Raw genomic sequence first — 13350 nt, forward strand, 5'->3', positions numbered from 1 at the left:
ATTGGACCATCGGTTGGTCCATCTTTAGTCCATGATCGAAATTCCTGTTTCCGCCGCCAAGGCCCGTCTCACGGCTCTCGTCCGCCAGGCCGAAGGCGGCGCCGACGTGTTCCTGACGCGTAACGGCCGCCGGGTGGCGCAAATCACGGCGACGAAGGAGCGCCGCGTCCTCACGCCCGAAGAAAAGCTGGAGGTGATCCGCAAGGCGCAGGCGAGCGCGAGAGGCAAGTTCGAACCGGGCTTCGACGCGGCTCGCAGCGCCGATTTCCTGTACGGCGATGATGGCATGCCGGGGTGATTGCGCTCGACAGCTCGGCCCTGATCGAAGTCGTTGCGCAACAGCCTCGAGCTGAGCGCTGTTCCCGGATACTTAGCGATGCGGAACTGATCATATCGGCCGCCACCCTGACGGAGGCGCTGATCGTCGGCAGTCGCAAACGCGTCCTTGCGGAGCTTGAGGACATCCTCGGCGCCCTGACGCTCACGGTCGAAGAGGTCGACGCCGAGTTCGCCGAACGCGCCGCCGCCGCCTACCGGCGCTGGGGCAAGGGTTTCCACCGCGCTGACCTGAACTACGGCGACAGCTTCAGCTATGCCCTCGCGGAAATGTACGACTGCCCACTACTCTACGTGGGCGATGACTTCGCCCGAACCGACATTCGCAGCGCCTTGGCGTGATGCCGAAACTGGACGCGACCGCGTCTGCTGTGAATAGTTCACCGCCCTCCTGACGAGCCTCCCCTTTGCACCATCACGGCGCGACCTTCCTGCTTCTGGCCTATGCGGTCGCTGCGCTCGCCGCCTGGACGGCGCTCGACCTGTTCCAGCGGCTCAAGGGGCGTGAGGGGCGCGATCGCGCCCCCTGGCTGGGAGCCGCCGCCCTGTCCATGGGCGGCGGCGTCTGGTCGATGCATTTCATCGCCATGCTCGGCTTCGATCCGGGAGCCCCGGTCCGCTACGACCCCGGGCTGACCCTCCTGTCCTTCCTGCTCGCCGTGGCGGGAACGGCGGGCGCCTTCTTCGCCGCCGCACGCGAATCGCTGGGCGCGGGTCGCCTTCCCGTCGCCGGTGTTGTCATGGGGCTGGCCATCGCACTGATGCACTATGTCGGCATGGCCGCCATGCGGACCGCCGCGACGGTCGGCTGGCGGGTCGATCTGGTCGTCGCCTCAGTCCTGATCGCCATCGCAGCCTCGACCGCCGCCCTGTGGGCTTCGCGACGCGAGGCCTCCATCCCCTGGCGCGCGGCGGCGGCGGCCATCCTCGGCGTCGCGGTCGTCGGCATGCATTACACCGGCATGGCGGCGCTCGACCTCGCCCCGGTCGCCAGCGTGCTGGCCGAGGACGGCGCCCCGCCGCTCGCCATCGCGGTCAGCATCGCCGCGATAACCGCCGTCATCCTGTTCATGGCCCTGGCCGCCTCCATGGCCGACGAGCGGTCGCGGCTGGTCTCGGTCCTCGCCGCCGCCGGGGTCGGCTATTGGGAGGTCAGCCTCAAGGACCGCAGCTTCGCCCTGTCGCCCCGCGCGCGCGAACTGATCGCGCTTCCAACGGATCGGCCCGACGGGGACGTGATGAACCCGGCCTGGGTGGAGGACGACGAGCATCTGGCGCGGCGTCGGTCTGCTCTGGAAGCCGCCCTTGCGGGTGAGGCCGACTATGACGTGGAGTATCCCATCGCGGGCACGGATCGCTGGGTGCAATCGCGCGGCAGCCTGGTCCGCTCCCGCTCCGGCCGTCCGCTGAAACTGGCCGGGGTGGTTTCCGACATCACCGACCGCCGCCGCGCCCACGTGGCGCTGGAGACCAGCGAGCGGCGCCAGAAGCTGCTGATCAACGAGCTCAATCACCGGGTGAAGAACACCCTGGCGACCCTCCAGTCGATCGCCGCCCTGACCGCCCGCCGCGCGACCTCGGTGGAGGAGTTCACCACCCTGTTCGAGGCCCGCCTGATGGCCCTGTCGGACACCCATAATCTGCTGACCGCCACGGGTTGGGAGCGGGCGACCCTGGCCGATCTGCTGAACAAGGAGCTGCGGCCCTATTCGCCCGAAAAGTTCCGCCTGATCGGCCCCGACGTGCTGTTCGAGCCGCCCCAGGCCCTGGCCATGGGAATGATCGTCCACGAACTGGCCACCAACGCCGCCAAGCACGGCGCCCTCAGCAACGCCGACGGCTGTGTGACCGTGACCTGGTCGGAGCCGGACGCGGACGGCCGCACCACACTGGACTGGATCGAGACCGGCGGTCCCGCCGTGACCAGGCCCAGCCGGACCGGCTTCGGTTCCCGCCTGATCGCCACCAGTCTGAAGGGCGACCTCGGCGGCGCGGCCGACCTCGCCTATGCGGCGGACGGGCTCAGGGCGCGGCTGACCTTCCGGCCACAGAAGGGAACCGGGTGAGGTCTGTCCTTCGAGTGATGACGCTCGCGAATCGGGCGGGCACACTATCGACGAGCCAACCCTCCGCCGCCGTTGTCCGAAGACGCAGAAGGCAATCCGCGAGGCACTATCTGCGGCCGATGCGTCCATCCTCACTGACAACAGTCGAGGTACGGACAAGGCTTTTACCGTATGTCGCGTTCAATTGGCCGCAAGATCACTTTTCGACGTGCGTCTGCTGTCCACGCCGCCCTCCATCCTCATTTCGTCTTGGCTTGATATCGTCGCGCCTCAAGCTTGAGCAGCGCCCTCCGTGATGCGGAAGACCCTGCCGTCGACGACGTTCTCCGGATCGCCGCCGGGGCGCAGGATCGGATGGTGGGTCAGGCCGCCCCCGGCGATGACCTCCGGGTCGGGGATCTCGATCTGGCCCAGGACGAAGCCGACGAGGCTGCCGGCTGTCCCTTGCAGGAGACGGCCGAAACCGGCCTGCTGGACGGCCGGATCCTGAAGCGTGCCGTAGGAGAAGAGGAGAACCTCCGCCACGGCGCGCGTCTTACGCCGCCTGTTTCTTGCGGCCGGGCGCGATCATCAGCTTCTTGGTCTCGGCGATGGCCTTGGCCGGGTTCAGGCCCTTGGGGCAGACCTGGGCGCAGTTCATGATCGTGTGGCAGCGATAGAGTTTGAACGGGTCCTCGAGGTCGTCGAGCCGCGCCTGGGTCGCGTCGTCACGGCTGTCGGAGATCCAGCGATAGGATTGCAGCAGGGCGGCGGGGCCGAGGTACTCGGTCTGGTTCCACCAGTAGCTGGGGCACGAGGTCGAGCAGCAGGCGCACAGGATGCACTCGTACAGACCGTCCAGTTTGGCGCGGTCTTCAGGGCTTTGCAGACGCTCGGTGGTCGGGTCCGGATCGTCGGACTGGAGGTAGGGTTTGATCGAGTCGTACTGGGCGTAGAACAGGGTCAGGTCGGTGACCAGATCCTTGACCACCGGCTGGTGCGGCAGGGGGCCGATGGCGATGGTCGAGGACGAGCACTCGTCCCAGCCCTTGGTGCAGGCCAGGGTGTTGCGGCCGTCGATATTCATCGAGCAGGAGCCGCAGATGCCCTCGCGGCACGACTTGCGGAACGACAGGGTCGGGTCGATCTCGTTCTTGATGTAGATCAGGGCGTCCAGAAGCATAGGGCCGTGATCGTCGGCCGAGACCTCGAAGACGTCCCAGGATGGGTTGGCGTCGACGTTGGGGTCGTAGCGATAGACCTTGTAGGTCTTGACGTTCTTCGCGCCGGCCGGGGCCTTGTGGACCTTGCCCTTTGTGGGCGCGGAGCCGCGCGGGAGGGTAAGCTGGACCATCTCAGTAAACCCTCGCCTTGGGCTTGATGTACTCGATATCCGAGGACATCGTGTAGGTGTGCACGGGACGGTAGTCGATCGTCACGCCCTCGCCGGGTTTGCGCCAGGCCAGGGTGTGTTTCATCCACTCCTCGTCGTGACGGTCGGGGAAGTCCTCGCGGGCGTGGGCGCCGCGGCTTTCCTTGCGGTTCGCCGCGCTCTCGATCGTGACCAGGGCCTGGTCGATGAGGTTGTCGTATTCCAGAGCCTCGACCAGGTCGGTGTTCCAGATCAGACCGCGGTCTGTGACCTTGATGTCGGCCGAGCGCCTGTGGATGTCGCGCAGCTTGGCGACGCCCTCGTCCAGGGTCTCGCCGGTGCGGAAGACGGCCGCATCGGACTGCATCGCGTGCTGCATCTCGTTGCGCAGTTTCGCGGTCGGGTTGGCGCCTGAGGCGAACCGCATCCTGTCGAAGCGGGCGATGTGAGCCGCGGTCGCCGAAGCCGGCGCCGCCGGGACGGGGGCGGCCTTGTCGACCACCTCGCCCGCACGGAGACCGGCGGCGCGGCCGAAGACGACCAGGTCGGTCAGGCTGTTCGAGCCCAGACGGTTGGCGCCGTGGACCGAGACGCAGGCCGCCTCGCCGACGGCCATCAGGCCGGGGACCACGGTGTCGGCATTGTCGCCGACCTTGGTCAGGACCTCGCCATGATAGTTGGTGGGGATGCCGCCCATATTGTAGTGGACGGTCGGGATGACTGGGATCGGCTCCTTCGTCACATCGACGCCGGCGAAGATCTTGGCGCTCTCTGAGATGCCGGGCAGCCGCTCGTGCAGCACGGCCGGGTCGAGGTGATCCAGATGCAGGTTGATGTGGTCCTTGTTGGGACCCACGCCCCGACCCTCGCGGATCTCCATCGTCATGGAGCGGCTGACGACGTCGCGTGAGGCCAGATCCTTGGCCGACGGGGCGTAGCGTTCCATGAACCGCTCGCCCTCGGAGTTTGTCAGATAGCCGCCCTCGCCCCGGGCGCCCTCGGTGATCAGACAGCCGGCGCCGTAGATGCCGGTCGGGTGGAACTGGACGAACTCCATGTCCTGCAGCGGCAGGCCGGCGCGCAGCACCATGGCATTGCCGTCGCCGGTGCAGGTGTGGGCCGAGGTGGCCGAGAAATAGGCGCGGCCGTAGCCGCCGGTGGCCAGGATGACGAGCTTGGCGCGGAACTGGTGCAGGGTGCCGTCGTCGAGCTTCCAGGCGGTGACGCCCGTGCATCTGCCGTCCTGCATGATCAGGTCGAGGGCGAAATACTCGATGAAGAACTCGACCTCGCGGCGCACCGACTGGCCGTAGAGGGTGTGCAGGATGGCGTGGCCGGTGCGGTCGGCGGCGGCGCAGGTGCGCTGGACCGGGCCCTCGCCGTAGTTCTTCGTCATGCCGCCGAAGGCACGCTGATAGATCTTGCCTTCGTCGGTGCGCGAGAAGGGCACACCCCAGTGTTCGAGCTCGTAGACGGCCTTGGGGGCCTCGCGGACCAGATATTCGATGGCGTCCTGGTCACCCAGCCAGTCCGACCCCTTGACGGTGTCGTACATGTGCCATTTCCACGAATCCTCGCCCATGTTGCCGAGCGAGGCGGAGATGCCGCCCTGGGCCGCCACGGTGTGGGAGCGGGTGGGGAAGACCTTGGTGACGCAGGCGACCTTCAGCCCCTGCTGCGCCGCTCCGAGGGCTGCGCGGAGGCCGGAGCCCCCGGCGCCGACGACGACGACGTCGTATTCGTGATCGACGATTTGATAGTCAGCCATTTTTCTCGATCAGATCCCGAAACCGGCCGGAAGCGGCGCCGAACCCAGCGCCAGCCGCACGATGAAGAAGACGCTGGCGGCGGCCAGCGCGAGGAAGATCAGGTTCAGCAGGCCCAGCAGCAGGGCCTTGTTCCCGGGACGGTGGATGTAGTCCTCGACGATCACCTTCCAGGCCAGGCTGGCGAAGCCGAAGAAGACCAGGGCCGTGGCGATCAGGAGGCCTGCGTTCAGCCGGCTGGCGAACCACTGAAGGACGACGTCGTATTCGGAGCCGGCCAGGGTGAAGGCGGTGGACAGCAGCCAGACGCCGAGCGGCATCATCAGGGCCAGAAGGATTTTTTCCAGCGTCCACTCGCCGGCGCCGTGGCGCTCGGAGACCTTCACGCCGTTTCTGAACTGAACCGGACCGCTCACAGCGAAACCCTCCCGGTGGCGAACAGGACGACCCAGAACAGGATCGCCAGGGGGACGGGGCCGTAGACGGCGATCGAGGACAGCAGGTTGGCGGGCTTGATCGTCAGGGCGCGGCCGGCGTCGTTGATCAGGTGGCGGGATCCGTTCAGCAGGAGGGAGAACAGAACCACCGTCAGGCCGAAGCCGACGAACAGGCCCAGGGGGGAGCTCGCCAGACCGAGGGCGACGGCCCAGGCGTCCGGCCCGAAGGCGGCGGCGGCGATCCAGGCGACCACGAAGATCGCGCCCACGCTGGCCGCGCCGATGGTGGCCCGGAACAGGATCGAGGCCGTCATGGTGATATGCCAGCGCCAGGTCTGCAGGTGCGGAGACAGGGGACGGGGGCGGCCGTTGGGCTGGGGGACGAAGCGACCGGTCTGGTCGTCAGCCGCGTCGCCGACAGGGTTCGACATGCGAATGGTTCTCAAAAAGCTGAGACGGATCAAGGCGTCAGGTGCGATTGGCACAGGCTTTACGGACGGTCACGGGCCGGTGTCAACGCGAGTGTGCAGTGCAAAACGGCCCTACGGCGCCGCTGTTCACGCCGCTCGGGGTACGGATCACAATTTCGCGTGTTGAACGTCGGCCCTAGCCATCACCGCCGCGAGACGACACTCTCGCCGCCATGCTGGTCTTCTCACTGATTTCGCTCGCCCTTTCACCGCTTCAGTCGGGACCGGTGGCCTATACGGCCCAGGTCTATCAGGCGCCGGTGGTGCGACCGTTTGAGCCACCCTCAAATTTCGGGCGGGTGACGGAAGAAGGCGACGGCGGGGGCGATACCCGCATCCGGGTCATTCCGGCGCCGGTCACCGTCGAAGCCTACCGCCGCAGCTACGAGCACGCGCCGTCGCGGGCGGACAACGCCTATGACGCGGGCGTCGAGAACGCCGAGCGCACCATGGATGCGCGGATGGGGCCGCTGGACGGCCGCTGGCGGCTGAAGGACGAGGCGGGGCGCGAGCTGATGACCCTGTCGCTGATGGATCAGGGCGAGACGAAACCGCTGGAAGGCGCCTATCGCACGACCGACGCCCAGGCCGAGGTCGGTCCGCTGACGGCGGCGGAACGGTCGGCGGCGGCCCTGGTGCTGGATCTGGACGACGGGCGGTTGTCGCTGTCGCCGTCCGGCGAAGGGTGGACGGGGACCCTGACCGAGGGCGGGCGCGAGCGGGCGGTCACGCTGGTTCGCTAGCCGACCCGGTTCCTATCCGAGGTCGATCAGATCGAGGGCGCGCGCTGTCGCGGCCGGATCCCGGGCCAGGGCCGAACCGCGCCCCCAGACCGGATCGGGCCACAGGCCGTCGTCGCGGCGGCGGCCGACCACATGGACATGCAGCTGCGCAGTGACATTGCCGAGGGCGGCGACGTTGAGCTTGTCTATGGGCCGGTCTGCGGCCTCGGCCAGGGCGCGGACGATCTCTCCGGCGCGGATCGTCTCCTCCATCAGGACGGCGCGGTCAGAGACCGGCAGATGCTCCAGCTCCGTCGCGCCCGCGACCCGGGGGATCAGGATCAGCCAGGGGAACCGGGCATCGTCCTGCAGCCGGACATCGCACAGGGGCCAGTCGGCGGCGAATACGGACCCGGCCGCGAAGGCCGGGTCGACGACGAACTCCGCCATTAGTTGAGGCCGTAGACCACGCAGGCCTCGTCAGTGAGGACCTGGAGCGGTGGCTGCAAGGCCAGCCGCGCCGCCTCGATCTGCGCCTCGCTGGGCGCCTGGCCCGGAGCGGGCGGGGGCGGCGGGGGCGGCGGGGCCATGCCGGCTCGCATCATCCGGCTGCCGGTGACGACGACCTCCTCATCGACCGTGGTGGCCTGCGACACGCCCGAGCCATAGGAGGGCCAGCCGGCGAGGACGTCGGTCTGGCAGGCGCGACCGGTCGGATCGATCACTCGGACCGAACCGAGGGTCGCCCCCGCGCCCTGGGTGGCCGCCTCGGCGCGGGCGCGGGCGTCGCGCATGGCCGCCGCCGCGAGGTTGGACTTGGCGACGTTGTCGGGCTCCAGACTGAAATAGACCTGGCTGATGGAGTTGGGCTGGGAAGCGACGACGGTGGCGTAGATCCGCTCCAGCTGGCGCACATCGCGGACGTTCAGACTGACGGTCGCCTGGGCCTGATAGCGTTCGATGCGGTCGGCGCGGGTGTTGTCGCGCAGGATGCCGTTCTCGTCGCGATACTGGTCGTACAGCGGCTGGGTGGTCAGGCTGGTCTCGACGCGGACCGTCTCGACGCCATAGGCGGCCAGGGTCTGCGAGAGGGCGCGCACCTGATCGGCGGCCTTGCGGGAGGCCTCCGCGACGCTGCGGTCCACGACCTGGAAGGTGGCGTTGAAGCCGGCGCGGTTGGCCTGGAGCTCGACCCGGACATAGCCGATCGAGGCGATCACCGGATCGCGCATCCACCACGGAGCAGGGACATACTGCTGGCCGATGGTGGCGGGGGGTGTCTGGGCGACCGCAGGAGCGGCCAGACCTGCGGCCGGCGCAAGTGCGGCTATCAGGGCGAATCCGGAACGTCTGACCATGGCGATGATCCCTGTCGAGTTAAGGATCGACCTTGCCCCCGGCGGAGGGCGGGGTAAAGCGGCCGTCAGTCGGCCACGCTGTCCGCCTCGGCCAGCCAGCGCATGCGGCAGGCCATGATCGCCGTCTCGCCCAGACGTTCGACCAGCCGCCAGTTGACCGCCGCCCCGATCGGGGCGCCGACCACGGGGATCAACTGGGCCATCTTGGCCAGGTCGATATAGTCCCGGTACTCGATCTGGAAACCACGCCAGTCGTAGTCGGCGATGGCCTCGGGCTGGTCGATCGCGGCGATCCACCGCTCCAGTTCCGCCAGAGCATCCGGCCGCCGCCGGGCGCTTGCGAAGGCGAGGTGGAAGATGTGGAGGACGAACAGCCGCTCGCGCACCGATCCGCCGCCCCAGCCGTAGGCGGCGACGATCTCGCCCAGCATCCGCACCTTGATCGCCATCAGGGCCGGGAAGTCGACCGCCGCCAGAACGAAGCCCCCCGCACCGGCGACTCCGCCCTCGACGCTGGCGGTGTTGCGATGGGCGGTGATCGCGGATCGGGCCTTCAGCTCGCGGGCGGCCAGGGCGCCGTCAATCAAGGGCCGTGCCTTCAGCAGCTCCGAGCCGGACAGGATGCCCCGGGTCATCGCCTCGACGCCGGCCGTGATGACGGCGTGGACGCGTTCGGGAATGATCCGGTTGATCCGGTCCTGGGCGCCGCGCGTGGCCTTGTCCCACAGGCCGGGGGCCTTCAGCACCCGGGCGCGCCAGGCGGCGACCTCGGCCCGCACCGTGGTCTCGTCGGCGACGGTCAGCAGGCCGTCGGGCACATCGGCGGGGGGTACGAAATCGGGCAGGGTTCGGGTCATGGTCGGGTAAACCTCACGCGGCGTCACGGTTGCAGGGGAAAGCCGGCGGGTCTAGACCGCCGCGCGACATCGGTATCGCACCGCACACCCCCCTCACGGAGACTGCCTTATGGCTCGCGCGAAGATCGCCCTCATCGGCGCCGGTATGATCGGCGGCACCCTGGCCCATGTGGCCGCGCGCGAAGCCCTGGGCGACGTGATCCTGTTCGACATCGCCGAGGGCACGCCCCAGGGCAAGGCGCTCGACATCGCCGAAGCCACAGCCGTGTTCGGCTCCTCGGTCTCGCTGAAGGGCGCCAATGACTACGCCGCCATCGCGGGCGCCGACGTCTGCATCGTCACCGCCGGCGTGCCCCGCAAGGACGGCATGAGCCGCGACGACCTGGTCTCCATCAACCTGAAGGTCATGAAGGCCGTCGGCGAGGGCATCAAGGCCCACGCCCCGAACGCCTTCGTCATCTGCATCACCAACCCGCTCGACGCCATGGTCTGGGCCCTTCAGAAATTCTCGGGTCTGCCGCACGAGAAGGTCGTGGGCATGGCGGGCGTGCTGGACTCGGCCCGCTTCGCCTACTTCCTGTCGGAAAAGACCGGCGTCTCGGTGCAGGACATCCACGCCTGGACCCTGGGCGGCCACGGCGACGACATGGTGCCGATGGTGCGTCACTCGACCATCGGCGGCCTGCCCCTGCCTGACGCGGTCGCGGCCGGCTTCCTGTCGCAGGCGGACCTGGACGCCATCGTCACCCGCACCCGCAAGGGCGGCGGCGAGATCGTGGCCCTGCTGAAGACCGGCTCGGCCTTCTACGCCCCGGCCGAGAGCGCCATCGCCATGGCCAAGTCCTATCTGCTGGACCAGAAGCGCGTCCTGCCCTGCGCCGTCTGGCTGTCGGGCGAATACGGCCTGTCGGATCTGTATGTGGGCGTCCCGGCCCTGCTGGGCGCCGGCGGTGTCGAGAAGATCATCGAGTTCACTACCAACGACGAAGAGAAGGCGATGTTCGCCAAGTCGGTGGCCTCGGTCCAGGGCCTGCTTCAGGCCTGCAAGGACATTGATTCCTCGCTGGCATAAGAGCGCAACCGCTCGCTCTTCCGGTCTCCTCCCTGTTCGCCGCTTGGCGAATGGGGAGGTGGCGCGGCGCTTCTTCGGCGCCGTGACGGAGGGGGCGAGGCGACGTGTGGTGTGACGGGCGTGGGTCGGTGAGACCGGGTCGCCCCCTCCGTCAGCTCGCGAAGGGCTCGCTGCCACCTCCCCATCGCTGCGCGACAGGGAGGAGACAGACCAAGAGGGTCGCGGATCGCTCCGCGGCCCTTTTTCCTTACTGGGCCGCCGCCCCGGCCGGCTGTTCCGTCGTGACGGTGCGGCCGAGGTCGGTGGCGAGGCTGCGCCAGACCTGGATGGGGTCGTCGAGCTGCTGAGGGCCAGCGCCGGCGCTGAGGAGGACATCGTACTGGGCCACGGCCTGGGGGTCGCCGCCCTCTTCCTCGGGAGCGGCATGGAAGGCCTTCACGAAGCGGCGGACGCCGTTCCAGCGCGAGACGATGTCCGGCGTGGCGTTGGCCCCGGAGAAGACGGCCGTGAACTGGACGTCCGGGCAGCTGCCGTTGGTGCAGGAGAACAGGGTCATTACCCAGCGCAGGGGGCCGTCGTCGACGCGCAGATAGATCCGGTCATTGTTGGTCTGGGGCGGGGCCACGACGAGGCCGGCGGCGGTCAGGCGACCGGTCACCTCGGCCACCGTCAGACCGCTCCAGCGGGCGGGCGCGGCCTCAGCGGCCGGCGCGGAAGGCGCGGTCTGGGCGAAGGCCGGGGCGGCGAGCGCCACGAGGGCGGCGGCGAGGGCGATGGATTTCATGATCGGCTTCCGTTGATCCGGCCACCCTAGGCGGCTTTGCGGCGAACCGATGGCTGTCAGTCCGCGTGGGCGGCCGTCTCCAGCCAGGATTGGGACGACATTTCGTTGAGGCGGGACACCGTCCGTTCGAACTCGAAGGCGCCGTCCCCGGCGGGATAGAGCTGCTCCGGGGCGCCCGCCGCTATGGCGACCAGCCGGGTCTTCGCCTCGTACAGGGCGTCGATCAGGGTGACGAAGCGACGGGCGGCCTGACGATTGTCGGGCGTCAGCAGCGGCACGCCGTCGAGGAACAGGGTGTGGAACCGTTCGGCGATGGCCAGATAGTCCTGCGGCCCCAGGGGCTGTTCGCACAGTTCGGCGAACGCAGCCCGGGCCAGGCCGCCGGCGGTGCGCTCGATGACCACGTCGCGGCCCAGAACGGCCAGATGGGCCGGGCATTCGGGCATGTCGCCCTTCAGGTCGGTCCACAGCTGTTCGAAGCCCTCGCGCCGGGCGCCGGCTTCTCCGCCCTCCTGCCTGCCGAGATCGTACCAGACGCGCGAGGCCTTGATCCGGTCCAGACGCCAGTCGCGGGCGCCGGACAGTTCGACCACCTGGCAGCGTTCCTTGATGCGCTCGATGAAGGGGACGAACAGGGGCCGGTTGATGCCGTCCTTGTAGAGGGCGTCCGGGGCGCGGTTGGAGGTGATGCAGACCACGACCTTGCGCTCGAACAGGGCGTCGAACAGCCGGCCCAGGATCATGGCGTCGGCGATGTCGGTGACCTGAAGCTCGTCGAAGCACAACAGGCGGGCCTCGGACGCAATCAGGGCCGCCACGGGCTCGATGGGATCGTCGCCTCTGTAGGTCCCGAAGACCTCCTGACGGGCCTTTTTGTCGCCCTCGCGCCACTGGCGGATCAGGTCGTGGACGCGGGCCATGAAGGCGTGGAAGTGGGCGCGGCTCTTTCGCGGCTCCGGCGCATTGGCGCAGAACAGGTCCATCAGGATGGATTTGCCGCGCCCGGGCGGACCCCAGAGATAGACGCCGCGCACCTCGGGGACGCCGCCGAAGAGGCGGCGCCTGCCGAGGTCCTTCTCCAGCCGGGTCAGGGTGTCGATGGCCGCCTTTTGCGCTGGATCGGCGGTCCACTGGCCGGACTTGAGGCGATCGGCATAAGCGCGGGCGATGTGTGACGGCATGGAACTGGGGCATAAACGGCCTGCCCAGGCCTGAAAAGCGGTTGCTTCGCACACGCGAAGGCCTAATTGCGAAGTCAGGAGATAAACTCTCCTAACCTCCCCACCAAAATCGCGCTCAAGCAGCGAGGCTCCGCGAGCCGAGCGTTAGCGCGTCCGAAGGACTGACCAAGATGGGCTATTCCGTCGCTATCGTAGGCGCCACCGGCAATGTCGGGCGCGAAATGCTGACCATCCTGGAGGAACTGGAGTTCCCCGTTTCGGAAATGCACGCGGTGGCTTCGCGAAAATCCAAGGGCATGGACGTCGCCTGGGGCGACAAGACCATCAAATGCCAGGACATCGAAAGCTTCGACTTCTCGCAGGTCGACATCGTCCTGATGTCGGCGGGCGGGGACGTGTCGCGGGCCTGGTCCGAGAAGATCGGCAAGCTGGGCCCGATGGTGATCGACAACTCGTCGGCCTTCCGCAAGGACCCGGACGTGCCCCTGATCGTGCCCGAGGTGAACCCGGATGCGATCAAGCTGGCGGGCAAGAAGAACATCATCGCCAACCCGAACTGCTCGACGGCCCAGCTGGTCGTGGCGCTGAAGCCCCTGCATGACGCCGCAAAGGCGACGCGGGTGGTGGTCTCGACCTATCAATCGGTGTCGGGCGCCGGCAAGGAAGGCATGGACGAGCTGTGGAACCAGACCAAGGCCATCTATGGCCTGGGCGACGCCAAGCCGAAGAAATTCCCCAAGCAGATCGCCTTCAACGTCATCCCCTACATCGGGTCGTTCAACGAGGACGGCTATACCGACGAAGAGACAAAGATGTGGGACGAGACCCACAAGATGCTGGATCCGAACATCAAGCTGACGGTCACCTGCGTCCGCGTGCCGGTCTTCGTCGGCCACTCCGAGGCCGTGACGGTCGAGTTCGAAAAGCCCATCAGCCCCGACGAGGCGCGC

Annotated in this window: 16 protein-coding genes; 6 read left to right on the top strand and 10 right to left on the bottom strand. The window is 68.0% G+C overall.

Annotation, left to right across the window (positions count from 1 at the left end):
- The first annotated feature begins 31 nt into the window (after positions 1–31).
- The 3 genes from RMO01_RS05600 (at position 32) to RMO01_RS05610 (ending at position 2402) form a co-directional block, all read left to right on the top strand.
- Positions 32–298 (top strand): type II toxin-antitoxin system prevent-host-death family antitoxin, encoded by a 267-nt coding sequence (locus tag RMO01_RS05600; protein WP_309628055.1) that lies wholly within the window; start codon positions 32–34, stop codon positions 296–298.
- On the top strand, positions 295–678 hold the full coding sequence (locus RMO01_RS05605; RefSeq protein WP_309628056.1) for a type II toxin-antitoxin system VapC family toxin: 384 nt from the start codon (positions 295–297) through the stop codon (positions 676–678). Before RMO01_RS05600 ends, RMO01_RS05605 begins: the two co-directional genes overlap by 4 nt.
- Positions 679–743: 65 nt before the next feature.
- Complete coding sequence (locus RMO01_RS05610; protein WP_309628057.1) at positions 744–2402, top strand: MHYT domain-containing protein; 1659 nt, start codon at positions 744–746, stop codon at positions 2400–2402.
- A gap of 270 nt (positions 2403–2672) precedes the next feature.
- On the opposite strand, the gene RMO01_RS05615 is transcribed toward RMO01_RS05610, so the two are convergent.
- Genes RMO01_RS05615 through sdhC form a run of 5 tightly spaced genes read right to left on the bottom strand, consistent with a single transcriptional unit; the run spans position 2673 to position 6387 of the window.
- Positions 2673–2927: a gamma-glutamylcyclotransferase family protein gene (locus RMO01_RS05615; RefSeq protein ID WP_309628058.1), complete on the bottom strand. Its 255-nt coding sequence runs from the start codon at positions 2925–2927 to the stop codon at positions 2673–2675.
- 10 nt (positions 2928–2937) lie between these two features.
- Positions 2938–3735, bottom strand: a complete 798-nt coding sequence (locus RMO01_RS05620; protein WP_309628059.1) for a succinate dehydrogenase iron-sulfur subunit — start codon at positions 3733–3735, stop codon at positions 2938–2940.
- Position 3736: 1 nt separating this feature from the next.
- Positions 3737–5521, bottom strand: coding sequence for a succinate dehydrogenase flavoprotein subunit (gene sdhA, locus RMO01_RS05625; RefSeq protein ID WP_309628060.1), 1785 nt, complete (start codon positions 5519–5521; stop codon positions 3737–3739).
- Between the two features lie 9 nt (positions 5522–5530).
- Entirely contained in the window at positions 5531–5935 is a 405-nt protein-coding gene (locus RMO01_RS05630) for a succinate dehydrogenase (RefSeq protein WP_309628061.1), read from the bottom strand.
- Entirely contained in the window at positions 5932–6387 is a 456-nt protein-coding gene (gene sdhC, locus RMO01_RS05635; RefSeq protein ID WP_309628062.1) for a succinate dehydrogenase, cytochrome b556 subunit, read from the bottom strand. The genes RMO01_RS05630 and sdhC overlap by 4 nt, the downstream gene beginning before the upstream one ends.
- Positions 6388–6599: 212 nt before the next feature.
- Between sdhC and RMO01_RS05640 the strand changes: the two genes are divergently transcribed.
- A complete protein-coding gene (locus tag RMO01_RS05640; RefSeq protein ID WP_309628063.1) occupies positions 6600–7169 on the top strand; it encodes a hypothetical protein in 570 nt (189 codons plus the stop codon).
- Between the two features lie 12 nt (positions 7170–7181).
- Here RMO01_RS05640 and RMO01_RS05645 read toward each other — a convergent pair whose 3' ends face one another.
- The 3 genes from RMO01_RS05645 to RMO01_RS05655 all read right to left on the bottom strand — a co-directional run bounded on the left by RMO01_RS05645 (position 7182) and on the right by RMO01_RS05655 (position 9363).
- Positions 7182–7598: an HIT domain-containing protein gene (locus tag RMO01_RS05645; protein ID WP_309628064.1), complete on the bottom strand. Its 417-nt coding sequence runs from the start codon at positions 7596–7598 to the stop codon at positions 7182–7184.
- Positions 7598–8506, bottom strand: coding sequence for an SIMPL domain-containing protein (locus tag RMO01_RS05650; protein ID WP_309628065.1), 909 nt, complete (start codon positions 8504–8506; stop codon positions 7598–7600). Before RMO01_RS05650 ends, RMO01_RS05645 begins: the two co-directional genes overlap by 1 nt.
- A gap of 65 nt (positions 8507–8571) precedes the next feature.
- Positions 8572–9363, bottom strand: coding sequence for an EcsC family protein (locus RMO01_RS05655; protein ID WP_309628066.1), 792 nt, complete (start codon positions 9361–9363; stop codon positions 8572–8574).
- Positions 9364–9472: 109 nt separating this feature from the next.
- On the opposite strand from RMO01_RS05655, the gene mdh reads away from it, so the two are divergent.
- The gene (mdh, locus tag RMO01_RS05660; RefSeq protein WP_309628067.1) at positions 9473–10435 is read left to right on the top strand and encodes a malate dehydrogenase; all 963 of its coding nucleotides are present in this window, start codon (positions 9473–9475) and stop codon (positions 10433–10435) included.
- A gap of 247 nt (positions 10436–10682) precedes the next feature.
- On the opposite strand, the gene RMO01_RS05665 is transcribed toward mdh, so the two are convergent.
- Both RMO01_RS05665 and zapE read right to left on the bottom strand, forming a co-directional pair.
- A complete protein-coding gene (locus RMO01_RS05665) occupies positions 10683–11219 on the bottom strand; it encodes a YbjN domain-containing protein (protein ID WP_309628068.1) in 537 nt (178 codons plus the stop codon).
- A 56-nt stretch (positions 11220–11275) separates the two neighbouring features.
- Positions 11276–12400, bottom strand: coding sequence for a cell division protein ZapE (gene zapE / locus RMO01_RS05670; RefSeq protein WP_309628069.1), 1125 nt, complete (start codon positions 12398–12400; stop codon positions 11276–11278).
- Positions 12401–12570: 170 nt separating this feature from the next.
- On the opposite strand from zapE, the gene RMO01_RS05675 reads away from it, so the two are divergent.
- On the top strand, positions 12571–13350 hold a 780-nt coding region (locus RMO01_RS05675), incomplete at its 3' end, for an aspartate-semialdehyde dehydrogenase (RefSeq protein ID WP_309628070.1).

It is taken from the genome of Brevundimonas sp. (assembly GCF_031412435.1).
GTDB lineage: Bacteria > Pseudomonadota > Alphaproteobacteria > Caulobacterales > Caulobacteraceae > Brevundimonas.